21 protein-coding genes are annotated in these 22,306 nt (G+C 72.8%); 12 read left to right on the top strand and 9 right to left on the bottom strand.

Annotated features, from left to right (window positions below; translation table 11 throughout):
- Window positions 1-10 precede the first annotated feature (10 nt).
- The 6 genes from IC607_RS03355 (at window position 11) to IC607_RS03330 (ending at window position 7,329) form a co-directional block, all read left to right on the top strand.
- Entirely contained in the window at window positions 11-1,381 is a 1,371-nt protein-coding gene (locus IC607_RS03355) for a carbohydrate-binding protein (protein ID WP_225224308.1), read from the top strand.
- Between the two features lie 179 nt (window positions 1,382-1,560).
- Entirely contained in the window at window positions 1,561-1,917 is a 357-nt protein-coding gene (locus tag IC607_RS03350; RefSeq protein WP_191785556.1) for a hypothetical protein, read from the top strand.
- A gap of 257 nt (window positions 1,918-2,174) precedes the next feature.
- Window positions 2,175-4,238 carry a glycoside hydrolase family 3 protein gene (locus IC607_RS03345; RefSeq protein ID WP_191785555.1) on the top strand — a complete coding sequence of 688 codons (2,064 nt, stop codon included), beginning with the start codon at window positions 2,175-2,177 and terminating at the stop codon, window positions 4,236-4,238.
- Window positions 4,239-4,315: 77 nt separating this feature from the next.
- Entirely contained in the window at window positions 4,316-5,698 is a 1,383-nt protein-coding gene (locus IC607_RS03340) for a chloride channel protein (RefSeq protein WP_191785554.1), read from the top strand.
- 75 nt (window positions 5,699-5,773) lie between these two features.
- Window positions 5,774-6,721, top strand: a complete 948-nt coding sequence (locus tag IC607_RS03335; protein ID WP_191785553.1) for an RNA polymerase subunit sigma-70 — start codon at window positions 5,774-5,776, stop codon at window positions 6,719-6,721.
- Between the two features lie 41 nt (window positions 6,722-6,762).
- On the top strand, window positions 6,763-7,329 hold the full coding sequence (locus tag IC607_RS03330; protein ID WP_191785552.1) for a dihydrofolate reductase family protein: 567 nt from the start codon (window positions 6,763-6,765) through the stop codon (window positions 7,327-7,329).
- Between the two features lie 2 nt (window positions 7,330-7,331).
- On the opposite strand, the gene IC607_RS03325 is transcribed toward IC607_RS03330, so the two are convergent.
- Window positions 7,332-7,670 (bottom strand): hypothetical protein, encoded by a 339-nt coding sequence (locus IC607_RS03325; RefSeq protein WP_191785551.1) that lies wholly within the window; start codon window positions 7,668-7,670, stop codon window positions 7,332-7,334.
- Between the two features lie 697 nt (window positions 7,671-8,367).
- On the opposite strand from IC607_RS03325, the gene IC607_RS03320 reads away from it, so the two are divergent.
- Entirely contained in the window at window positions 8,368-9,381 is a 1,014-nt protein-coding gene (locus tag IC607_RS03320; protein ID WP_191785550.1) for a GNAT family N-acetyltransferase, read from the top strand.
- A gap of 25 nt (window positions 9,382-9,406) precedes the next feature.
- On the opposite strand, the gene IC607_RS03315 is transcribed toward IC607_RS03320, so the two are convergent.
- Both IC607_RS03315 and IC607_RS03310 read right to left on the bottom strand, forming a co-directional pair.
- Entirely contained in the window at window positions 9,407-10,150 is a 744-nt protein-coding gene (locus tag IC607_RS03315; RefSeq protein WP_191785549.1) for an aminoglycoside phosphotransferase family protein, read from the bottom strand.
- Between the two features lie 43 nt (window positions 10,151-10,193).
- Window positions 10,194-10,781 (bottom strand): TetR/AcrR family transcriptional regulator, encoded by a 588-nt coding sequence (locus tag IC607_RS03310; protein ID WP_191785548.1) that lies wholly within the window; start codon window positions 10,779-10,781, stop codon window positions 10,194-10,196.
- Between the two features lie 131 nt (window positions 10,782-10,912).
- On the opposite strand from IC607_RS03310, the gene IC607_RS03305 reads away from it, so the two are divergent.
- On the top strand, window positions 10,913-11,296 hold the full coding sequence (locus tag IC607_RS03305) for a DUF1048 domain-containing protein (protein WP_191785547.1): 384 nt from the start codon (window positions 10,913-10,915) through the stop codon (window positions 11,294-11,296).
- Here IC607_RS03305 and pepN read toward each other — a convergent pair.
- Window positions 11,285-13,723, bottom strand: coding sequence for an aminopeptidase N (pepN, locus tag IC607_RS03300; RefSeq protein ID WP_191785546.1), 2,439 nt, complete (start codon window positions 13,721-13,723; stop codon window positions 11,285-11,287). The genes IC607_RS03305 and pepN overlap by 12 nt on opposite strands.
- A gap of 141 nt (window positions 13,724-13,864) precedes the next feature.
- Window positions 13,865-15,340 carry a cellulase family glycosylhydrolase gene (locus IC607_RS03295; RefSeq protein ID WP_191785545.1) on the bottom strand — a complete coding sequence of 492 codons (1,476 nt, stop codon included), beginning with the start codon at window positions 15,338-15,340 and terminating at the stop codon, window positions 13,865-13,867.
- A 287-nt stretch (window positions 15,341-15,627) separates the two neighbouring features.
- On the opposite strand from IC607_RS03295, the gene IC607_RS03290 reads away from it, so the two are divergent.
- A complete protein-coding gene (locus IC607_RS03290; protein WP_191785544.1) occupies window positions 15,628-16,284 on the top strand; it encodes a histidine phosphatase family protein in 657 nt (218 codons plus the stop codon).
- A gap of 95 nt (window positions 16,285-16,379) precedes the next feature.
- Here IC607_RS03290 and IC607_RS03285 read toward each other — a convergent pair whose 3' ends face one another.
- Both IC607_RS03285 and IC607_RS03280 read right to left on the bottom strand, forming a co-directional pair.
- A complete protein-coding gene (locus IC607_RS03285; protein WP_191785543.1) occupies window positions 16,380-17,045 on the bottom strand; it encodes an SDR family oxidoreductase in 666 nt (221 codons plus the stop codon).
- Window positions 17,046-17,178: 133 nt separating this feature from the next.
- The gene (locus IC607_RS03280) at window positions 17,179-18,117 is read right to left on the bottom strand and encodes an NADP-dependent oxidoreductase (RefSeq protein ID WP_191785542.1); all 939 of its coding nucleotides are present in this window, start codon (window positions 18,115-18,117) and stop codon (window positions 17,179-17,181) included.
- Window positions 18,118-18,230: 113 nt separating this feature from the next.
- Between IC607_RS03280 and IC607_RS03275 the strand changes: the two genes are divergently transcribed.
- Together IC607_RS03275 and IC607_RS03270 are read left to right on the top strand one after the other, a co-directional pair.
- Window positions 18,231-18,740 carry a MarR family winged helix-turn-helix transcriptional regulator gene (locus IC607_RS03275; protein ID WP_191785541.1) on the top strand — a complete coding sequence of 170 codons (510 nt, stop codon included), beginning with the start codon at window positions 18,231-18,233 and terminating at the stop codon, window positions 18,738-18,740.
- A gap of 87 nt (window positions 18,741-18,827) precedes the next feature.
- Window positions 18,828-19,307: a hypothetical protein gene (locus IC607_RS03270; protein ID WP_191785540.1), complete on the top strand. Its 480-nt coding sequence runs from the start codon at window positions 18,828-18,830 to the stop codon at window positions 19,305-19,307.
- Window positions 19,308-19,379: 72 nt separating this feature from the next.
- On the opposite strand, the gene IC607_RS03265 is transcribed toward IC607_RS03270, so the two are convergent.
- A complete protein-coding gene (locus tag IC607_RS03265; RefSeq protein ID WP_370525978.1) occupies window positions 19,380-20,876 on the bottom strand; it encodes an MFS transporter in 1,497 nt (498 codons plus the stop codon).
- Between the two features lie 100 nt (window positions 20,877-20,976).
- On the opposite strand from IC607_RS03265, the gene IC607_RS03260 reads away from it, so the two are divergent.
- Entirely contained in the window at window positions 20,977-21,435 is a 459-nt protein-coding gene (locus IC607_RS03260; protein WP_225224307.1) for a MarR family winged helix-turn-helix transcriptional regulator, read from the top strand.
- A 90-nt stretch (window positions 21,436-21,525) separates the two neighbouring features.
- On the opposite strand, the gene IC607_RS03255 is transcribed toward IC607_RS03260, so the two are convergent.
- The gene (locus IC607_RS03255; RefSeq protein WP_191785538.1) at window positions 21,526-22,305 is read right to left on the bottom strand and encodes an SDR family oxidoreductase; all 780 of its coding nucleotides are present in this window, start codon (window positions 22,303-22,305) and stop codon (window positions 21,526-21,528) included.
- Window position 22,306: the final 1 nt, after the last annotated feature.

Here is a 22,306-nt window from a genome sequence, read left to right as displayed (position 1 = left end):
AGGTCGTCCCATGGTCCGTCCGTCCTGTCCCACCGACCCGTCCCTCGGCGCCGACCGATCCCGGCGATCCCGACCCCGACGGCTCGCCACGGCGGCGCTGTCGACGGTCGCGGCTGCTGGGCTCGTCGCCGGCGTGGGGCTCACCGTCGCGGCGTCGTCGGCCTCCGCCGCCGACACCTGCGCCACCAAGTCCCGACCCGCCGGCAAGGTCCTGCAGGGCTACTGGGAGAACTGGGACGGCACGTCGGTCCACCCTGGTCTCGGCCACATCGCCATCGACGACGCCCGCCAGGCGCAGCACGGCTACAACGTCCTGATGGCCGCGTTCCCCGTGATCCTGCCCGACGGCACGGTCAAGTGGGCGGACGGGATGGACACCGGCGTCGACGTCCCGACGCCGGCCCAGATCTGCGCGGCCAAGGCCCAGGGGCAGACGGTCCTGATGTCGATCGGCGGCGCCGCGGCGAGCATCGACCTGTCGTCGTCGGCCGTCGCCGACCGCTTCGTCGCGACCATCGTCCCCATCCTCAAGGCCAACAACTTCGACGGCATCGACATCGACATCGAGGCCGGCCTGACGGGCTCCGGCAGCATCGGCACGCTGTCGACCTCGCAGGCCAACCTGATCCGGATCATCGACGGGATCCTGGCCCAGATGCCTGCGGGCTTCGGCCTGACCATGGCCCCCGAGACCGCCTACGTCACCGGCGGTTCGGTCGTCTACGGCTCGATCTGGGGCTCCTACCTGCCCGTCATCAAGAAGTACGTCGACAACGGCCGCCTGTGGTGGCTCAACATGCAGTACTACAACGGGTCGATGTACGACTGTGCGGGCGGCTCGTACTCCGCCGGGACGGTGGCCGGGTTCGTGGCGCAGACGAAGTGCCTCGACGCCGGTCTGACGGTGCAGGGCACGACCATCCGCGTGCCCTACGACAAGCAGGTGCCCGGCCTGCCGGCCCAGCCCGGTGCCGGCGGCGGGTACATGACGCCCGCGCTCGTGTCGCAGGCGTGGTCGCAGCTGGGCGGCGCGCCCAAGGGGCTCATGACGTGGTCGATCAACTGGGACGGGTCGAAGGGGTGGACGTTCGGGGACAACGCCAAGGCGTTGTTCCGCACGACGACGACGCCGACGCCGACCACCACTCCGACGCCGACCCCCACGCCGACGCCGACTCCGACGGCCACCCCCACGTCGACCCCGACGCCGACGCCGACTCCGACGCCCACGTCGTCGGGCAACGCCTGGGTCGCCAACCATGCCTACGCGACCGGTGACGTGGTGACCTACGCCGGCAAGCAGTACCGGTGCCGACAGGCGCACACGTCGCTCGTCGGTTGGGAGCCGCCGAACGTGCTGGCGCTCTGGCTCCCGCTCTGAGGCTTCCGCCGTGCACCACCAGGCGGAGCTCCCACCCCTCGAGTCGCGGGTTGCTCGTCGGATCGCGGGTTGCAACGAGCGAGCCGACGAGGAACCCGCGACCCGTCGACGGGACCAGCGGGCACGCAGGGGAGTCTGCCGGTCGGCGCGGTCAGGTGGCAGGAGTACATTCCCGTCGCATGGACCGCTCGTCCTCGACGCGACTGCCCGGCCGGCTGGTGCCCGCCGCGGGCGGCCACGTGCCCGTCCGCGTGCGCGGGTTCGTCGAGGCCGCGGCGGGCCGGCACCTGGACCACGCGCTGCAGACGTTCGCCGTCGGGCTGGCCCGCACGGACCACGGCGTGGTCAAGGTGATCGACGGTGCCACCGTGCTGGGGTACCTGCCGGAGGCCTGGTCGCAGGCCGTCGACTTCGAGCTGTGGTCGTGCGAGCAGGCGGGGGAGCCGGCGCTCGCTCGTGCCGTGCTCGAGGGCCAGGCCGGTGAGCGCGAGCTCTACGTGCTGCTCGCCTGGCGGCGCGGGTCGCGACCGGTCTGACGCGGGCGCGGGGTTGCACGCTTCACCCGAGCGGGTGAAGGTGGACGGTGCCGGTCGCGCTCAGTGCCGAGTGGACCGGTGCCCGCGGTGCGCCGCTCCGACGAGGGTGACGGGCTCGCGGGCCGGAGAGGCCGGACGGAAAAACACGGGTCGACGACGACCTCGGGTGGCCTCGGTGCGGGACGAGCTCGTGGCCGGGTCGACATCGCGAGGGTCGCCGGCCGGCGCTGGGTCCGGCCGGGCGACAGGAGGACCCGATGACCCCCACGATCTATCGCGCACAGCCAGGACGCGCCCGACGACGGCCACGGCGTGCGGCAGCACTGGCGACGGCCGGCGCGCTCACGGGTGCGCTCGTCGTGCTGTCCGGTCTGCCGGCGGTAGCGGGCGGCGGGCAGCACGACGGCCACGGCGGCGGCCATGTGTCGAAGCAGCCGGTGCTCGGCACGCGCGGCGTCCCGATCATCACGGTCGACCACCGGCAGTTCCGCGACCTGGACCGCAACGGCCGACTGACGCGGTACGAGGACTGGCGGCTGCCCGCGTCGGTGCGTGCCGCGGACCTCGTCGGGCGCATGACGCTCGAGGAGAAGGCGGGCCTGCTGGTGCATGGCACCCTCCCGACGACCGCGACCGGGTACCAGTTCGCCGACACGACGAGCCCGGGCGTCACCACGCTGGTCGCCGACCGTCACATGACCACCTTCATCACGCGCTTGTCGGCCCAGCCGGCGCAGATCGCCGCGGCGAACAACGCCGTCCAGGCCGCGGCCGAGCAGCAGCGGCTCGGCATCCCGGTGGTCGTCTCGAGCGACCCGCGCAACGGGTTCTCCACGACCGAGGGTCAGACGGTCGCGCGCCAGGGGGTGACCGCGATGCCCGACGCGATCGGCTGGGCGGCGGCCGGCTCGCCACGCCTCACCGAGCAGCTGGGTGACATCGTGCGCCAGGAGTACCGCGCGGTCGGCATCCAGGAGGGGCTGTCGCCCCAGGCGGACATCGCGACGGAACCGCGCTGGACGCGCATCAACGGCACGTTCGGGTCGTCGTCGGCCGACGCACGCAAGCACGTCGAGGCCTACGTCGAGGGCCTGCAGGACGGCGACCACGGACTGAAGCCCACGAGCGTCGCGACCGTCACCAAGCACTGGGTGGGCTACGGCGCCCAGGCGCAGGGGTACGACAGCCACTACTACTACGGCCGCTACGCGACCTTCCCGGGCAACAACTTCGCCGAGCACCTGATCCCGTTCACGGGCGCGTTCGACGCGAAGACCGCGGGCATCATGCCGACCTACGCGATCCTCGAGGACCTCGTCTACCGCGGCCACGCCGTCGAGCAGACCGGTGCCGGGTTCTCGACGTTCCTGCTGCAGGACCTGCTGCGCGGCACGTACGGGTTCAAGGGCGTGATCGTCTCCGACTTCGGGATCACGGGCGACTGCCCGCAGGTCTGCCAGGACACCCGTCCGCCCGCGTCGTTCATCGGGTCCTGGGGCGTCGGGATGCCGTGGGGTGTCGAGGACCTGACGGTGGTCCAGCGGTTCGCGCTGGCGATCAACGCAGGTGTCGACCAGATCGGCGGGTCGAACGAGCCGTCCAACGTGCTGGCCGCCGTCGCGGACGGCGCGCTCAGCACGGCCCGCGTCGACCAGTCCGCGCTCCGCGTGCTCCAGCAGAAGTTCGAGCTCGGCCTGTTCGAGAACCCGTACGTCTCGGAGCAGAGGGCCGCGAAGATCGCCGGCAACGCGGCCTTCCAGAAGGTCGGCGACGCGGCGCAGGCCCGGTCGCTGACCCTGCTCACCAACGAGCACCGCACGCTGCCCGTCAAGGCGTCGAAGGCCGGCAAGGTCTACCTGTCGGGCGTCTCTGCCGACGTGGCGCGCGCACACGGGCTGCAGGTCACGACCGACCTGGCGCAGGCCGACCTCGCGATCGTCCGGCTCGCCGACCCGCGTGCGGGCGACGACCTGACGGGCCTGGCGTGGACGGGGTCCGAGGCCGACTACCGGGCCTTCGTCGCGGCCGCCGCGGCGGGTGTCCCGACGATCGCCGTGCCCAAGCTGGACCGGCCGCTGATCCTCACCGACGTGGTCGACCGTGCCGCCGCGGTGCTCGCCAACTACGGCGTGTCCGACGACGTCCTGCTCGACACGATCCTCGGCAAGCGCGCGCCTGGTGGGAAGCTGCCCTTCGAGCTGCCGTCGTCCATGGCGGCCGTCGAGGCGCAGCTCGGGGACGTGCCCGACGACTCCGCCGACCCGCTCTTCTCTCACGGGTTCGGGCTGTCGTACGGCAACGGCGGGCACCACCGGCGGTGACCCTCGCCGGTGCGCGGGCCCCTCTCGCGCACCGGCGATCCCCGCTCGACGAGGTCTGCGGTCGCTAGTGTCGGCGTATGCCCGCACCCGACGCCGTCCCGGCGCCCACAGCACCCCGTGAGCTGGTCCGGCTCACGATTCTCGGAGCACTGATCGGCCTGCCCGCGGGGGCCGTCGCGTTCGCGTTCATCACGGTCGTGCACTGGCTGGAGACGTGGCTGTGGGACGACCTGCCCGACGCGCTGGGCGTGGACACGCCGCCGTGGTGGCTGGTGCTCGGGCTGCCGACCCTCGGTGGCCTGCTGGTGTACCTGGCGCGCCGACTGCCCGGCGACGGCGGCCACGCGCCGATCAACGGCGTCTCGATGGGGGTGACGCCGACGGTCCACGCGGGGAGCATCGCGCTCGCGGCCCTGGCGACGCTGCCCTTCGGGCTGGTGCTCGGTCCGGAGGGACCACTCATCGCGCTGGGCGGCATCGTCGCCACCGCCCTGACCGCCCGCGCCCGCATGGCCGCGCGGGGGAGGGCGGCGCTCGCGACCGCGGGTTCGGGCGCGGCCGTCGCGACGCTCTTCGGCGGCCCGATCGTCGCCGGCGTCTTCCTGCTCGAGGGCGGCGCGGCGGCGGGCATCGGCGCCGCGGCGATCCCGCTGCTGCTCCCCGCGCTCGCGGCATCGGCCGTCGGCTACACCCTCGTCACGGGGCTCGGCGACTGGTCGGGCGTGCACGTCGCGGGCCTGGTCGTCCCCGACCTGCCGACGTACGACGACGTGCTGGTGCGGGACATGCTCGTCGCGGTCGTCGTCGGTGTGCTCGCCGCGCTCGTCGCGCGCGCGGTCCGCACCTTCGCGGGCACCGTCGCGCAGCAGGAGTCGCGCATCGGTCGGCTCCCGCTGCTGCTCCTGGGCGGGCTGGTGGTGGGCGGCCTCGCGCTCGTCGGGCGCGGGCTGGGCGCCGACTCGCAGGATGTCCTCTTCTCCGGCCAGAGCTCGATCGCGCCGCTCGTGTCGGCGTCGGGCGGTGTGGTCCTGGTGCTGCTGATCGCCAAGGCGGTCGGCTATGCCGTCACGATGGGCGCGGGGTTCCGCGGCGGTCCGATCTTCCCGGCCATCTTCCTGGGCGTCGCGCTCGCGGCCTTCGCCGTCGTCGCGTTCGACATGTCGCCGACGGCGGCGATCGCCATCGGCACCGCGGGCGGCATGACCGCGATGACGCGGATGGTGATCTCGCCGATCGTCTTCGCGGGGCTGCTCGTCGGCCGTGCCGGCCTGGACGCGCTGACCCTCGCGACCCTCGCGACGGTGGGTGCCTGGTTGACCGCGTCGGTCATCGACTACCGGCTCTCCCTGCGGCGCAACGTCGACGAGCACGCCGCCGAGGAGCACGCGATCACACCCGCACCCGCGGGCGCAGGGCTGGTCACGCGTCCGCGCCGGCCACAGGCGGACGATCCGTCCTGACGCGGCCCCGCGACGCGGGTGCGCCGTGTCGCCGTGGGGGCGGACCGTGTCGGACGACGGCGCTAGGGTCGCCGGGTGGTCACGGCCGACGAGCTCGACGCGTTGCGCCCCCGCCTGCGCGCGTTCTGCTACCAGATGCTGGGTTCGCCGTTCGACGCGGAGGACGCCGTGCAGGACGTGCTGGAGCGGGCGTGGAGGTCGCGCGACCGGTACGACGAGGCCCGCGCGAGCCTGTCGACGTGGTGCTTCGCCATCGCCCGCAACGTGTGCGTGGACCGGCTTCGCGACGCGGGACGTCGTCCGCTGCCGCGTGACCTGCAGGCGCCGGGGATCGAGGTCGGCGCGCCGTTCGTCGCCGCGACCGACGTGCCGTGGCTGATGCCGGCACCCTCCGGGTGGGCGCGCGGTTCCGTGGTCGAGGACGGCGCCGAGCGGTCCGACGAGGTGCGCTTCGCCGTCACGGCGATGCTGCAGTCGCTCCCCGCGACCCAGCGCGCGGTCTTCACGCTGCGCGAGGTGCTCCGGTTCACGGCCGCGGACACCGCGACCGCCCTGGGCACGTCGGTGCCCGCCGTGAACTCGGCGCTGCAGCGCGCGCGCTCGGGCCTGCGGACAGCTGGGCCCGTGGGCGGTGCGGCGGTGGAGCGTGCCCACGTCGAGCGGTACGCAGCCGCGCTCGAACGCGGCGACGTCCAGGGGCTCGTCGCCCTGGTCGCGGACGACGTCGTGCTGGAGATGCCGCCCGTTCCGGCGTGGTCGCGGGGCGTCGAGCAGTACCGCGACTTCATGGCCTACGTGTTCGACTGGCGCGGCAGGGACTGGGCGACGCGCGCGTTGGTGAGCGAGCACCAGTCGGCGCTGCTCCTGTACCGCGTCGAGGACGGCGTCCCCCGCCCGCACAGCGTGCAGCTGCTCGGCGCGGACGCCACCGGCCGGATCGACCACGTGCTCGTCTACCCGGATCCGCAGCTGTTCGCGCTCTTCGAGCGCATGAGCGATGAGTTTTCGGGCGACCGCTCGTAGGTACTGACGACACGTTCGTCATCCCTACCCGAGGAGCTCTCATGGGCCGCCTGATCGTCGTTTCCTTCTCCACGCTCGACGGTGTCGTCGAGGACCCTGACGGCTCCGGCGGGATGCCGTTCGGCGGCTGGGCGATCCGGCACGGCCGCGAGGCCATCGCCGGCGACAAGTTCCGCCTGGGCCCGATCCTCACCGACGGCACCCTGCTGTTCGGCCGGCGCACCTGGGAGCACTTCGCCATGCTGTGGACCCCGCGCGACGGCGACTTCGCCCGCGCCATGAACGCCGCGGACAAGGCCGTCGTCACGAGCCGCCCGGTCGACGAGGCGACCTGGTCCCACTCGCGCGCGATCGACGGGCCGGTCGTCGAGTGGGTCCGGCGCGAGGTCGCGACGCGCGACGTGGCCCTCGTCGGCAGCCTCTCGGTCGGTGCCGCGCTCGCGGACGCCGGCCTGGTCGACGAGTACCGCGTCCTCTACTTCCCGACGGTCGCCGGGTCCGGCCGAGGTCTGTGGCCGGCCCCCGCCGCGCTGCGCACGACGGGCAGCGAGCCGGCCGGCCCTGGCACGCTGGTGACCCTGGCGCCGGAGACGTCGATGGCGGTGTGACGCTAGAGCACCTGCTCGAGCGGACTGTAGGAGCGCCCCGGTGCATCGGCCGCCCAGGCGATGAGCACGTCGAGCAGCTGCTCCGCCGCGCCGGCAGCGCCGAACACGCGGTTCTCGTCCCAGGGTTCGTCGCGTGCGGTGTGGTGGTCGTGGTCGTCGGGCCGACCCTGGCTGCACGCCGGGCACAGCATGCGGATGCTGCGGGTCCAGTCCTCGGCGGCCAGGTGCGCGTCGCGGGCGTGGTCGACGAGCTCCTCCGAGTCGCCCGGTGCGGGAGCGACGACCTCGACCTGCCAGGTCGGGTGCGGCGAGCGGCTCAGGAGTGCGAGCTCGTCGAACACCGGCACCCAGCAGTGGCCGTCGTGACGCTCGCCGTGGGGGACGCCGTCCGTGAGGACGACGTCCCCCCCAGCGGTGGCCCGACCCGGGGCTGGGCACGTTGTCGATCCGTGCGTGCGCAGGTGACAGGCGCTCGGCCCAGACGACCTCGGTGGCGTGGACGGCACCGTCGATCTCCAGCGGTGCCTCGCCCAGCTCGGTGTCGGTCGGGTTGAGCCGCACCGGGACCATGCCGAGGCGCATCTGCACCGGGCCGTCGCCCGGCGGAACCTTCACACCGAACGCCGACCAGGCGTCCCGGGCGCGTGCCCAGTCCCCGACGGCCGCCGCGGCGATCCCGAGGTTCCAGGCGGCGGGGTTCTGGCGGCGCTCCTTCGACACCTCGAGGGCACGCGCGTTGAGGTCGGCGGCAGCGACCCAGTCGCGGCGACGCTTGGCCGCGAGCCCGAGGTCGAACCAGATGGCGGAGAGCGTGGGGTCGCGGTCGACGAGCTGCCATGCGATCCGCTCCGCGGCCGCGGTGTCACCCACGTCGCACGCCGCGGCGTAGTCGTCGAGCAGCGGGTCCCGTGCGTCACGTCGTCGTCCCCACAGCCCCATGGCGGTCAGTGTGGCAGGTCGGCGCCCTCCGGTGACCACGGCCGGGAAGACGCGGGGAATGGAGTGGGTCCTGGAGCCCGCAGTTGCGATCATCGACGGATGAGCGTCTCGCCACCGGTGCTGTCCGACGGTGTCGTCACCCTGCGGTGCCTGGTCCTCGACGACGCAGCGGAGATGCTGGCAGGTGAGGACGACGACCAGGTGCGGTGGCTGAACGAGGGCCACCGGTCCGAGCCAACCCGACAGCGCAGGTGGATTGTCGACAACGCGACCGAGTGGTCGACGGGCGGCCCCCGGCGTCACCTCGGCATCGTCGACGTGGCGTCCGGGGCGCTGGCGGGCACGGTGGAAGCCCATCTGGCGATCCCCGGCCTGGGCGCCGGGACGGCGAACATCTCCTACGCGGTCTTCCCCCGCTGGCGAGGGCGGGGGTACGCCGTGCGCGCCGTCCGGCTGCTGCGTCGGTGGCTCGCGTCGGCGACGGACATCGAGTGTGCGGTGCTGCGCGTGGACCCGAGCAACGGGCCCTCGTTGCGGGTCGCCCGCGACTCTGCTTGCACGACCGCGGTCCTCGGCCCGGACCGCCTCGTGACGCACGAGCTCCCGGTGCGTGAGGCTGCCCGGGTGATCCTGACCTGCGGTCCCGCCGGGTCCGGGAAGTCTGCGCACGCCCGGCGTCTCGAGGCGGCGGGGTACGAGCGTCTCTCGTTCGACGAGGAGGCGTGGCGGCGGGGATGGCGGCGGCACCCGGTGCCGGAGAGCGCGGCGGACGAGGTGCAGTCGGCCCTGCGCGCGTCGCTCGTCGAGCACGTCACCGGTGGGCGCGACGTCGTCGTCGACACCTCGTTCTGGTCCCGGGCGCGCCGCGACGCGTACCGGGAGCTGCTGGCCCCGTGGCGCGTGACGCCGGTCGTCCACCTGCAGGTGACGCCGAGCGACGAGGTCCTGCGACGGCTCTCCGCACGGACGGGCGCGGGACCGCACGACGTCCTCGTGCCGGAGGACCTGGCCCGGGCCTACCTGGCCGGCTTCGAGATCCCGACGCCTGACGAGGGCCCGATGGCCGTCGTCGAACCCGACGGTGGCGGCGCGACCTCGACCGGGCTCGGCTGACCGCCGGGATCAGGTGACTGCCGGTTCAGCCGGCGGCCGTGCCCGCGACCCGTGCGGCGTCGCGGCGGTACATCGCCGCGTGGCCGTGCAGGTCCCGTCGCGCCAGGGCCTCCGCTCGCTCGTCGGTCCAGTCGGCGAGCTCGTGCAGGCGGACGACGACGGTCGCGAGGACCTCGTCGGGTGCGGGGAGCGCATCGTCGCCGTACGCCGCCATCAGCTCGCGCAGGCGCTGCGTCGGGGTCGCGTCGTCGGGTGCGGGCATGTCCTCGCACCACCCGCAGATGCGGTACGCGAGGTAGGCGAGATCCCACACGCGTGGCCCGGGGGAGGCCATGTCCACGTCGATGAGGCCGACGAGCCCCGTCGGGCCGTGCACCATGTTGTAGGGCGCGACGTCGTTGAGGCAGACGACCTCGGCCGGCTCGTGCGCCGGCGACCGCCAGACGGGGTCGACCGGGTCGAAGCCGACCGTCGCGTCGTGGACGGCCCGCAGCATCGCGCCCGCCTGCGCGCGCGTCCGCGCCGTCCACACCCAGGCCGGTATCGGCCAGCCGCCCACCTCGCCCGGCATCCACGACAGGATCTCGCGCCCGTGCTCGTCGATCCCCTCAGGTTCCGGCAGGCAGGTGACACCCGCTGCGCGGACGTGCCTGAGCAGCGCGTGCACGGTGGGCGTCCACGGACCCGCCGACCGCCGGACGGTGTCGCCGACGCGCACCACCGTGTTCACGTTGCCGCCGTCCAACGGCAGCTCGGTCGCGGGCTCCATGGTCGCGATCCTGCCATCGGTGCGACCGGCCGGACGGTCGCGCTCAGCCCAAGGCGTTCAGGCCTGCGATCACGTGCCGGACGCGGGCACGGATCTGCGCCTGGTCGGGCATCCCGAGGCGGAGCGCGAGCCGGTGGTAGACCGGGCCGTAGAAGAGGTCGACCGCGACGTCGAGGTCGACGTCGGACGGGATCTGCCCCGCGGCCTGCGCGGACCGCATGCGCGCGTCGAAGTTGACGATGGTGGGCTGGACGACGTCGTCACGGATCTGCGCACCCAGCGTCGCGTCGCGTTGGCCCTCGGTGACGAGGGCGGCGACGGGCGACGAGTCCGGGGGAGTCAGGAGGTCGACGATGACGGAGATCTGGGCGGTGAGGTCGTCCTCCAGGTCGCCGGTGTCCGGGAAGTCCGCGACGCGACCGGCCAGCAACGAGACGGCGTCCAGCAGGACTGCGCCCTTCGACGGCCACCAGCGGTAGATCGTCTTCTTGCTGACCTCCGCGCGCTCGGCGATCGCCTCGATGGTGAGCGCCGCGAAGCCCTTCTCGCGGCACAGCGCGAGGGCGGCCTCCAGCACGGCGACACGGGCGCGCTCGCTGCGTCGTTGCGGGTCGGGGGCACGTGCTGGCACGGACCCCAGGCTACACGCTACGTGTCGTGTTGCTTTGCCGGCATCGAGGTGACTAGCATCACGAAACGACACGTAGCGTGTCGTCAGGGTGGTCGTCCCGATGGGACGCGACGGCGAGAAGGGCAGGGCGCATGAGCGCGATCGCAGACGTGAGGGAGCCCGAGCAGCGCGAGCACGCGGCCGCGCCGCCGTCCGTCGAGCCCGCGGAGGCGGATGTCCGCGCCACGCTCGACCTGGTCGAGCGCTACCTCACGCGCACAGGTCCGATCGCGTCGAGGGAGGTGGCCGACCAGGTGCTCACCGAGCTCCGGACGCTCCTCGCCGACGCGGTGGCCGACGGCCGCCCCGTGCACTCGGTGCTGGGAGGCGACCCCGCCGACGTCGTCGACGCCCTCCTCGAGAACCACGGTGGTGGCCGGTGGGACGCGGACGCGCGTCGACGGCTGGCTCGGGACGTCCGAGACGCCGTCGACGCGCGTCGGTGCCCCGACCTGCGTACCGGCTCAGCGCGCTGAGGTTCGGGAACGCAGCATGCGGCGCACCAGGTCGGCGCGGGCCAGGACGGTCGTCGCGACGATCGGGGCGGTGCCCTCGGCCGCCTGCTCGCACCGGAGCAGCGCGTCGTCGTCGGCGCCGTACAGCGGGAAGAGCTGGGCCGTACGCGCGCCGCTGGCGATCATCCCCCCGCGGGCGAACGTCGGCACCAGGTCGACGTACCGGTCGACGAACGCGCCGAGCACCGCGTCCTGCCCGGGGCGCCAGAACGCGGTCGCGACGTCGCGCAGCGCATTGACAGGGACGTCACCACCGACGATCGCGTCCCAGGTCGCCACCTTGGCCGCCGCGTCCGGTGCCGCGGCACGGACGGCCACCGCCCGCAGCCGCCGGTCGGGGTCCGGGTCCCGGGCCAGGAGTGCGGCGACGTCGTCCTCGACCGCGCCGCCCAGCTCGGCCGTGCGGACCAGGAGCCGCCACTGCAGGTCGACGTCGTCGCCGGCCTCCTCCTGGAGCGACGCGACGGCCGCGAGATCGCCCGCCGTGCGAGCGACGACGCGCATCGCCGGCCGGCGACGGGACGGGTGGTCGGCCAGCTCGCGCGCGGTGGCGCACACCTGCGCGAGCAGGTCCGCACGTTCGTCGTCGGACGACCACGCCTCCGCCGCCTCCAGGGCGCGGGCCAGGTACGGCTCGACGACGGTGTCGCTCGTCTCGGCACGCAGCACGTCGGTCATGACGCCGACGGCCTCGGCCGCGGTCGCCTCTCCGCCGAGCAGCATGTCCCAGACTGTCGCGACCGCGACACCGCGCGACAGCGCGCTCGGGAAGGCGCCGGCGTGCGCGACGAACGCGTCGCGCGTAGCCTCGTCGGGCCGCGTCGTCGCGAACGTGAGGTCGTCGTCGTTGACCAGGTAGACGTCGGCGTCGAGCGGGAGGGCGACGGCGGTGCGCTCGCCGGTGAGCTCGACGAGGGCGCGCTCGCGGCGGGTCAGCGTGCCGCCGTCCGCGTCGAAAGCGCTCACCGCGAGGACGTGCGGGCGGGCCGGGCCCTGCGGGCTCCCGGCGACGAGCGTCAGGCCGTCGTCGCCCCGCTCGAGCGTGAGCCGGTCGGTGCCGCCCGTCTCCAGCCACAGCGTGCGCCACGTGTCCAGGTCGCGGCCGCTCGCCGACGCGAGCGCGTCGACGAGATCCTGCAGCGTCGTGTTCCCCCATGCGTGCCGCGCGAAGTACGCGGACATGCCGGTGCGGAACTCCGCCTCGCCGACGTACGTCATGAGCTGGGCCAGCACGGAGGCGCCCTTGGGGTAGGTGATCGCGTCGAAGATCGACATCGCCTCACCCACGTCGGCGATGGGCCGGCGGATCGGGTGCGACGTCGGGCCCTGGTCGGCCAGGTACGCCGCGACCTTCCCGACGGCCAGGTGCCCGGCCCACGCGTCGGTGTACTCGGTGGCCTGGGTCGCGGCCCAGTGGCAGGCGAACTCCGCGTAGGCCTCGTTGAGCCACAGGTCGTCCCACCAGCGCATCGTGACGATGTTGCCGAACCACATGTGCGCCATCTCGTGCAGCAGCACCTTGGCGGTCAGCTCACGCTCCGCGGGGGTGGGCGCGCTGCGCGTCAGGAAGTTGTCCGACCAGGTCACGCAGCCGAAGTTCTCCATCGCGCCCTGCATCTGCGGTGCGAACACCTGGTTGTAGGTGCGCTGGGGGAAGGGCATGGTGAACGCGTCGCCGAAGAACTCGAGCCCCTGCGCGGTCACCCGGAACAGCTCGTCGGCGTCGCGCTCCAGGACGTGCGCGAGCGTGCGCCGGGAGAACACGCCCAGGTCGTAGCCGCCCGCCTCGCGCCGGATCTCGTGGAACGGGCCCGCGTTGATCACCGTGTTGTACGTGGCGAGCGGCGGCGTCGCGGGGAACGACCACCGGCGGGCGCCGCCCGCGTCCTCGACCGTCGGGCCTCCGCTGTTGCTCGTCACGGTCCACGCTGCGGGGGCGGTCACCGTGAACGTGTGCGGCGCCTTGAGGTCGGGCTGGTCGAAGCACGCCCACACGTAGCGGGCGCCGTCCGGCTCGAAGGACATCCAGACGTAGACCTCGTCGTCGCCCGGGTCGACGACGCGCCGCACGCCGTCGCCCTGCGCCGTGCTCGTCTGCACCGACTCGACGCGCAGCACGTTGTGCGTCGCGAGCTCCGGCAGCGCGATGCGCCCGTCGACCGGCTCCGGCAGCGGCCTCCCGTTCAGCTCCGCGACCACGACGTCCGCAGCGCAGTCCACGAACGTCGACGCGCCCGGCTCCCGGCACGTGAACGTGACCTGCGAGATCGCCCGCACCGCGGGTCCGGTGGGCAGGTCGGTCAGGTCGACGGCGATGTCGTAGGCCTCGACGTCCAGCAGCGCGGCGCGCTCCTGGGCCTCGACGTGGGTGAGAGTCAGCGGGGGCATGGAGCTCCTCGGGTTCCGGCGGCGGTGTTCGGTTCCTGCCTACCACCGAACAGACACCGCCGCCCCGGAGATCGGGCCCGGGGCGGCGGTGGTGAGCCAGCCGGCGGGGAGGGAGGGGAGGCCGGCTGGTCGTGCGTGGGGTCAGCTGGTCGGGAAGCTGTCCGCCGTCATGATGCGGCTGCGGACGAACGCCCCGGACTGCGAGAGCTGGCCGGTGCCGAAGTTCCCGGCGTAGCAGGAGCCCGACTTGAAGGCCGCGCTGGACTCGTCGGCGTCCGAGTACGTCCAGTTGGCGTAGCTGATCTTGAGGGAGTCGAGCAGGTCGAGCCACGTCGTCGAGCTGCCGATGTCGACCGTGCCGCCGCCCGTGGCGCTCGTCGTCCCGAACTCCGTGACGAAGATCGGCAGCTTGCCGGCCGCGCTGCGCAGCTCGTTGCGGTAGTTGTCGTAGTGCGACGCCGCGTAGAAGTGGAACGTGTACATGATGTTGGAGAACGCGATCGGGTTGGCGACGATCTCCGCGGACGTCGACCCGTTCGAGACCCCGAGCGACGACCAGCCGCGCGTGCCGACGATGACGACGGAGTCGGGGTCGGCGTTGCGCACCACGGGGATCACCTGGTTCGCGTACGTGCGGATCTGGTCCCAGGAGACGCCGTTGGGCTCGTTGGCGATCTCGTAGATGACGTTCTTCTTGTTCGCGTTGCGCGTCGCGACGTTCTGGAAGAACGTCTTCGCGTTCGCCAGGTTCACGTTCGGGTCACCGGGCGTGAGGGTGTGGAAGTCGATGATCGCGTACATGCCGCGCGCCTCGGCCATGTCGACCAGGGTGTTCACCTTGGCGGTGAAGCCCGCGGGGTCGGTCTCGTAGCCCTTCTCGTTGACGTACATCGCGATGCGCAGCACGTCGGCCTTCCAGTCGTTGGCCAGCGTGTTCAGCGACGTGTCGGTGTAGCACTGGCTGAACCACTGCAGCCCGTGCGTGCTCATGCCGCGCAGCTGGATCGGCTTGTTGTACTGGTTGCACAGGTTCACGCCGCAGACGTGCAGCTGCCCGTTGATGGCCAGCGGCGTCGTGCCCGTGGGCGGCGGGGGTGTCGTGGTGGTGGGCGTGGGCGTGGGTGTCGGGGTGGGCGTCGGTGTCTGCGTGGCGGTGGGGGTCGACGAAGGCGTCGTGGTCGGTGTCGCCGTGGGCGTGCCGGTCGCCGTCCCGGTGCAGACGGCTCCGTTGACCGTGAACTGGGTCGGCACCGCGTTGGTCCCGCTCCACGAGCCGTTGAACCCGAAGCTCGTCGTCGCGCCCTTGGCCAGGTTGCCGTTGTACCCGGCGTCCTTGACGGACACGTTCGCGCCGGACTGCGTCACCACGCCGTTCCAGAGCTGCGTGACCTTCTGCCCGTTGGCGTACGTCCAGCCGACCGTCCAGCCGGAGATCGCGTCGCCGACGTTGGTGATCGTGACGTTGGCGCCGAACCCGCCGCCCCACTGGCTGCTGATCGCGTAGTCGACCTTGCAGCCCGTGGCGGCCTGCGCCGACGTGCCGGCGACGATGCCGGCTCCCGTCGTCGCGAGCAGGCCCGTGACCAGCAGGGCCGCAGCCCTGAACCGCTGTGCCATGAGTGTCCTCTTCCGTGGTGGAGTCGCGATGCGACGCCCGGTCGGGGGTCTGCGCTCGGCCGGGCCTCGTCGTCGAGGCCACGTCCGCTGCCGGGCAGGACTCGGGCATCGTGCGTTCGACGACGGTAACGGCGGGGCGTTCCCGCCGCCTGCGCCTAAACGATTCGCAGGCTCGAGTGGCCTCACGTCCGCGATCGAACCGTTGCCGACACGTCACGTGTCTGTCGCCTGCGCGACACACGCGCTGCCTAGCGTCGGGGCGACAACTCAGAGAAAGCAGGGCAACGATGACCCTCGAACTGACGCTCGTCCGCCACGGCCGCACCCACTTCAACGTCCGCCGCATCATGCAGGGGCGCTGCGACTCGCCGCTCACGCGCGACGGTCGCGCGGGCGTGCGCACCACCGCCCGGCACCTGGCCGACACCCCGTTCACCGCCGCCTGGTCGTCCCCGTCGGGACGCGCCGTCGCGACGGCCGTCGAGGTGATCCGCCACCACCCCGACCTCCCGCTCCGCACGGATCCCGGGCTGCTCGAGTACAACTTCGGCGAGTACGAGCGCAAGCACGAGAGCGTGCTCGACGAGGTCATCGCGTGGCCCGACCTCGTCACCGAGGTCCTGGCGGGTCGCCACCCCGGGCTGCCCGGGGGTGAGCCGGCCGACGAGTTCATGGCCCGCACGCGCGACGTGTTCGAGCGGATCGCCGCCGCGCACGACGGCGGTCACGTGCTGGTCGTCGGGCACGGGCTCGCGCTGGGCGCCTACCTGGCCACGCTCGACGACGTCGGCCTGGTGCCGCTGCCGAACGCGTCGGTCTCCACGGTCGAGATCGAGCCCGACGGGTCCGCGCGCATCACCAGCGTCGGCGTGGACGTCGCGCACCAGGGCCACATCGCCGCCCGCCCCATGAGCCGCCCGACTCCGGCCCCCGCCCTGGCCTGACCGACCTCGACCGACGGGTCGCGGGTTCCTCGTCGAGTCGCGGGTTGCATCCCGCGGTCCGACGATGAACCCGCGAGTCGAGCTCGCGGCCGACGTCAGAAGCGGGCGGAGAACCCGCCGTCCGTGTGGAGCAGCTGGCCGGAGACCCAGCGGCCCTCGTCGGAGAGCAGGAACGAGACGACGGCGGCGATGTCGCGCGGCGTGCCCAGCCGGCCCGACGGGTGCATCGGCGTCAGGGTCGTGCGTGTCTCGTCGTCCATCCAGCCCGTGTCGATGGGGCCGGGGTTGACGACGTTCGCGGAGATGCCCATCGGCCCCAGCTCACGGGCCGCCGAGATGACGATGCGGTCCAGCGCGCCCTTCGACGCGCCGTACGGCAGGTTGCCGGTGGTGTGGTCGCTGGTCAGGGCGACGACCACGCCGCCGTCGGACGGGACCTGCCGCGCGAACGCGGCGACGATCAGCAGGCTCGCGCGGGCGTTGACTGCGACGTGCGCGTCGAAGCTCTCCGCGGTGGTGTCGAGGATGCCTGAGTTCACGTCGTGCGCGTGGGACAGGACGAGGGCGGTGAGCGCACCGTGGTCGCGGGTGACCGCCGCGATCAGCTCGTCGGGCCCTGCGTGCGTCGACAGGTCGCACGGGTAGTCGGCGTCGGCGAGGTCGCTGGTGACGACGTCCCAGCCGTCGGCGCGCAGGCGGGGGACGACGCCTGCGGCGAGGCTGTTCGCGCGCGCGGCGCCGGTCACCAGGGCGAGGGGCATGGGCGGGGACTCTACCCGGTGGGGGTGGAGGCCGACGTGCGCTCGGGCGAGCACCTCGCGTCACGGGCCGTCGCAGCCTCAGCTCACGGGCCCGAGGCTGCGACGGCCGTCTGTGCGTCCGGTCGACCGCCGGTCACGCGGCTGGAGGCAGGGCCACGACCTTGCCGTGGATCGCGCCGGCGTCGGCCTGCTCGTGGACCGCGGCCAGCTCGCTCAGGGGCACGCGGCGCGCGACGGAGACCCGGAGGTCGCCGCTGTCGACGAGCTCGACGAGGCCTGCGAGGACCTCGGCGTCGGGGTGGACGTAGATCGTCACCGCCCGCACGTCCCGGTCCTCGTCGGCGGGCGTCGTCACCATCGGGGTGGTGGACACGACCATGCCCCCGTCCCGGACCCACGGGACCAGGGCAGCGAATCCGTCCGCGGTGATCGGCGCGAGGTTGAGCAGCACGTCGACCGGTTCGGTCAGCGACTCGAGCAAGGTCGTCGCCGTGTGGTCGACGATCTCGTCCGCGCCGGCTGCCGCGACGGCATCCCGGCTGCGCGGGCTCGCGGTCGCGATGACGTAGGCGCCGGAGCGCTTGGCCAGCTGGACGGCGTAGCCGCCGACCGGGCCACCGGCGCCGTTGATCGCGATCCGCTGACCAGCCGTGAGCCGACCGGCCTCGAAGAGAGCCTGGGAGGCGGTGAGCCCGACGGACGGGAGCGCGGCGGCGTCGGCGAGCTCGACGCTCGCCGGCGCCGTCACCAGTGCGTCCGCGGGGGCGACGACGTACTCGGCCGCCGAGCCGTCGGCTGTCATGGGCAGGAAGCCGACGACGCGGTCACCGACCGTCCAGACGCTGACACCGTCGCCCACGGCGTCGATGGTGCCGGAGACGTCGTACCCCGGGATGTGCGGCAGCGTGACCGGGATCGGCAGGAGGCCGCCGCGGATGCCGCCGTCGGCCGGGTTGAAGGCCGAGCCCGCAACGCGGATGCGGACCTCGCCTGCGCCGGGCACCGGCTGGTCGACGTCCTCGTACTGCAGCACCTGGGAGCTGCCTGTCTGGTGGAAGCGGATTGCCTTCATGGTCTCTCTCCGTTCGATGATGTTGCTTCGGATTCGAAGCAACAAGAGAACCATAACAGTGCTTCGAATTCCAAACAAGCGCTTCGAGTTGGAAGCACCGGTAGGCTGGCCGCATGACCTCGTCGCCCCGTCCGCTGGATGCCACGCAGCTCGGTGCGTACTTCGCTCTCATCGAGGCGAGCAGCCTGCTCAAGCACGCGGTCGAGCAGCAGCTGCGCGACGAGGGCGATCTCAGCTACGTCCAGTTCCAGCTCCTGGCCACGCTCGGCGACTCCGAGACCGGCAGTCGCAGGATGACCGACCTCGCGGACGGCGTCGTCTACAGCCGCAGCGGCCTGACCTACCAGGCGCAGACGCTCGAGAGCCGCGGCCTCGTCACGCGCGCCCCGTCCGCGGACGACGAGCGAAGCGTCACCGTTACCATCACCGCTGAGGGGCGTGCCGTCCTGGCGGCGGTCTTCCCGGGGCACGTCGCGCTACTCGACGACCTGTTGTTCGCGGCGCTGTCCCGCGCCGACATCGAGACGCTCGCCGAGGTCCTCGGGCGCGCACGCGACCACATGCGGCAGAACCCGCCACGGTCGGCGGCGCCGCGTCGACGGGCGTCCGGGCCGCGTCGCTGATCGCTCCGGCTACGCGCCGGCGCCCGAGCGCCCCGGCGCTTAGGAGCGGTAGGTGCGGCGCGGTCGTCGCACGCTAGCCTCGCGGACATGAGCGACCCCTTCGCCAAGCGGCCGAGCGAGAACCCCGACCAGGCACTCATCATCGCGATGACGCCGATCACGATCGCGTTCGTCATCGGGTTGTTCGTGATCGGCGCGGTGATGGTGCTGTTCGTCGTCACCGAGCCGGCCGTGCGCGGGGTGGGCCTCCTCGTCGGCGTCGTCCTGGGGCTCGTGTCCTGGTTCGCGCCCAGGCGGATCATCCGCGGCGCGCTGGACCGCGCGCGCGATCGCGGCGTCGAGCCGTCGGCGGTCCCGGACGCCGTGCGGTCCGCGGTGTTCACGGGCATCGCGGCGGCCGAGGTGCCCGCGCTGGTCGCGGTGGTGCTGGTGGTCGAGAGCGGGCACGACGTCGGGGCGCTGCTCGTGTCCCTGCCCGTCGCGATCGTCTCGCTCATCTTCAACGTCTCGGGCCCCGACGCGCTGCGTCAGCACCTGGCGCGGCTGCGCGAGCCGAGCGCACGCTGACGCGACGCGTCGTATGACGCGGCGAGGGCGCCGTCGGTCTCCCGACGGCGCCCTCGCTGTGCTGACTGCGGCTCAGTGCGCGCCGGCCTCCACGAGGTCGTCGTCGCGCTCGTCGTCCGCGGTCGTGTGGACCGGTGCCGCGCCGCGCGCCGCGGCCTTGGGGATCAGCAGCACGACGACCGCGCCGAGCGCGGCCGCGACCGCGCCGATGACGAAGCACAGCTGGAACGCGCCGTGCGTCGGGATCTCGGGCGTCCCCGGTGCCAGCACCATGGTGCGGCTGGTCAGGACGACGGTCATGACCGCGCCGGCCACGGTCGTGCCGATGGAGCGCATGAGCGTGTTGACGCTGACGCTGGAGGCGGCCTCGGCCATCGGGACGTGCGACAGGATCATGGTCGGCATGGCCGCGTAGCCGACGCCGACGCCCGCCATGGAGATGCAGGACGCGACGACGAGCTGCCACGGCGCACCCGTGAGGAACACGGCCGCGACGTACCCGGCGGCCAGCACCGCGGCACCGATCGAAAGGGTGATGCGGGCGCCCAGGTTGGTCAGCAGCCGCGCGGAGACGGGGGCGAAGAGCAGCATCATGAGCCCGCCGGGTGCCATCCAGAGGCCGGCCTGCAGGATGGTCTGGCCCAGGCCGTAGCCGGTGGCCTTCGGCATCTGCAGCAGCTGCGGCACGACGATGGACTGCGCCATCATGCCGAACCCGATGAGCACGGCAGCGATGTTCGTCAGCAGGATGGGGCGCGCGCTCATGGTGCGCAGGTCGACGAGCGGGTCCTTGCTGCGCAGCTCGTACCAGCCCCACGCGAGCAGGATGACGACGCCGCCGACGATCAGCCCGATCGTCGAGGCCGAGGACCAGCCCCAGTCGCCGCCCTTGGAGACGCCGACGAGCACGCCGACGAGGCCGAGCGCGAGGCCGACGGCGCCGAGCCAGTCGATGGTCGCGGGGTGGGCGTCGTGGACGTGGGGGAGCACGACGAAGGACAGGACGGTCATGGCGACGGCGAGGCCGGTGGCGACCCAGAACAGGTCGTGCCAGTCGTGGCCCTGCGCGATCCAGGCCGCCAGCGGCAGCCCGAGCGCGCCGCCGACGCCGAGCGTGGCGCTGACGGCGGCGATGGCGGAGTTCACCATGCGCGGCGGGATGACCTCGCGGACCAGGGAGATCGCGACGGGGATGTAGCCCATCGCCGCGCCCTGCAGCACGCGGCCGACGAGGACGATGCCGAGGCTGTCCGACAGCGCGCAGATGAGCGAGCCGACGACGAGCAGCGCGGCGGACGCGACGAGGACGGGCTTCTTGCCGACGAGGTCGGCGAGGCGGCCGACGAGCGGCATGGTGACGCCGGCGCCGAGCAGGGTGGCGGTGATGACCCACGACGCGTTGCTGGCGCTGGTGTTCAGGAGCTCGGGGAGCTCGGACTGGATGGGGATGACGAGCGACTGCATGAGGGCGGCGGAGAGGCTGCTGAAGAGCAGGACCCCGATCACCCACTTGGCCTTGCGCTCGGCGTCGGGCCGGACGGCCTCGGACGCGGGCAGCACAGAACTCACGGTGGATCCTTCGACGGAGGGTGGATATGTAGAGTACACATCAACCTGTGTAGGATACACATGGACACTGCCCTCCACCACCCTCGTCGGGAGGCGACCCATGGGCGACGTCGGCGCTCACCCCACGCCGGACACCCCGCGCGACCGTCGCGCCGCCTGGCTGCTCACGCTCGCCGGCCAGCACCGGCACGTCCTCGAGCAGCGCCTGCGCCTCAACGCGGCCGACGTCCGGCTGGTCTGGCTGCTGGGGCAGCGCCCTCGCACCCTGCGTGAGATCGCCGACGACCTCAACCTCGAGCAGTCCACCGTGAACCGGCAGGTCAACGCCGCGATCGCCGCCCACCTGCTGCAGCGTCGGCGGGTCCCGGGCCGGAGTGCGGCCGTCGTCGAGCCGACGGCGAGCGGCCGGCGGATCTTCGAGAAGGACATGGTCGAGGGCCTGCGGGCCTACGACGTCGCGCTCGACGAGCTGGGCGCGGACGCAGACGCCTTCCTCGACCTGCTCGACCGCTTCGTCGCCGCCTACGGCGATGCCGTCCACGCGGTCCAGTCGCCCTGACCGGCACGCAACAGATCACCGAACCTGCGATCGTGCACATCAACCGCGTCGATAGCGTCGGTGATCGCAGGTTCGCGGCCCGGCGTCGGGCTACAGCGTCGGGATCAGGCCGCCGTCGATGACCAGGTCGGCTCCCGTGGTGTTGGCCGAGCGCGGGCTGGCCAGGAACACGACGGCGTCGGCGACCTCCCGCGGCGTGGTGAACCGGCCGCTGGGTGCCGCGGCCTCCTGGGCGTGCACCACCTCGTCGGCCGACCGTCCGCCCGCGCCGCCCACGGTCGCCGCCACGCCGCCCGCGCCGAGCCACAGGTCCGTCGCGACGGGGCCCGGGCTCACGGTGTTGACGCGGATCGCCGGGCCGAGCTCCTTGGACAGCGACTTGCACACGTTCGACAGGGCCGCCTTCGCCGCGCTGTAGTCCAGCACGCCCGGGTCGGGCAGGAAGGCGTTGACCGAGCTGACCGTGACGATGTTCGCGCCGTCGCGGCCGGTCAGGTGGGGGATCGCGGCGCGCATGGTGCGGATGGCAGCGAGCACGTCGAGATCGAGGGTCGCCGCCCAGTCCTCGTCGGACACGGACAGAAAGCCGCCGAGCCGCGGGTGTACCGCCCCCACGTTGTTGACCAGCACGTCGATCCCGCCGAGCAGGTCGACGGCCGCACCGATCAGCGTGGCCGGTCCGTCGGGCGTGCTCAGGTCGACCTGGACGACGTGGACGGAGCCGCCCAGCTCGTCGAGCGACGGGCTGGTGGACCGCGCCGCCGCCACGACCGTCACACCCTCCTCGACGAGCCCGCGCGTGATCGCCAACCCGATCCCGCGGCTCGCGCCGGTGACGACGGCGGTCCGACCCGCCAGTCCGAGGTCCACG

It is taken from the genome of Cellulomonas sp. JH27-2 (genome assembly GCF_014837175.1).
Taxonomy (GTDB): Bacteria; Actinomycetota; Actinomycetes; order Actinomycetales; family Cellulomonadaceae; genus Cellulomonas.
This window is presented reverse-complemented; position numbering and strand designations above follow the sequence as displayed.

Bases quoted from the DNA above. Each gene is read 5' to 3' on its own strand.
- IC607_RS03355 (WP_225224308.1), top strand. From the start codon at position 11: ATGGTCCGTCCGTCCTGTCCCACCGACCCGTCCCTCGGCGCCGACCGA.
- IC607_RS03350 (WP_191785556.1), top strand. From the start codon at position 1,561: ATGGACCGCTCGTCCTCGACGCGACTGCCCGGCCGGCTGGTGCCCGCC.
- IC607_RS03345 (WP_191785555.1), top strand. From the start codon at position 2,175: ATGACCCCCACGATCTATCGCGCACAGCCAGGACGCGCCCGACGACGG.
- IC607_RS03340 (WP_191785554.1), top strand. From the start codon at position 4,316: ATGCCCGCACCCGACGCCGTCCCGGCGCCCACAGCACCCCGTGAGCTG.
- IC607_RS03330 (WP_191785552.1), top strand. From the start codon at position 6,763: ATGGGCCGCCTGATCGTCGTTTCCTTCTCCACGCTCGACGGTGTCGTC.
- IC607_RS03320 (WP_191785550.1), top strand. From the start codon at position 8,368: ATGAGCGTCTCGCCACCGGTGCTGTCCGACGGTGTCGTCACCCTGCGG.
- IC607_RS03315 (WP_191785549.1), bottom strand. From the start codon at position 10,150: ATGGAGCCCGCGACCGAGCTGCCGTTGGACGGCGGCAACGTGAACACG.
- IC607_RS03305 (WP_191785547.1), top strand. From the start codon at position 10,913: ATGAGCGCGATCGCAGACGTGAGGGAGCCCGAGCAGCGCGAGCACGCG.
- pepN (WP_191785546.1), bottom strand. From the start codon at position 13,723: ATGCCCCCGCTGACTCTCACCCACGTCGAGGCCCAGGAGCGCGCCGCG.
- IC607_RS03295 (WP_191785545.1), bottom strand. From the start codon at position 15,340: ATGGCACAGCGGTTCAGGGCTGCGGCCCTGCTGGTCACGGGCCTGCTC.
- IC607_RS03290 (WP_191785544.1), top strand. From the start codon at position 15,628: ATGACCCTCGAACTGACGCTCGTCCGCCACGGCCGCACCCACTTCAAC.
- IC607_RS03285 (WP_191785543.1), bottom strand. From the start codon at position 17,045: ATGCCCCTCGCCCTGGTGACCGGCGCCGCGCGCGCGAACAGCCTCGCC.
- IC607_RS03280 (WP_191785542.1), bottom strand. From the start codon at position 18,117: ATGAAGGCAATCCGCTTCCACCAGACAGGCAGCTCCCAGGTGCTGCAG.
- IC607_RS03275 (WP_191785541.1), top strand. From the start codon at position 18,231: ATGACCTCGTCGCCCCGTCCGCTGGATGCCACGCAGCTCGGTGCGTAC.
- IC607_RS03270 (WP_191785540.1), top strand. From the start codon at position 18,828: ATGAGCGACCCCTTCGCCAAGCGGCCGAGCGAGAACCCCGACCAGGCA.
- IC607_RS03260 (WP_225224307.1), top strand. From the start codon at position 20,977: ATGGGCGACGTCGGCGCTCACCCCACGCCGGACACCCCGCGCGACCGT.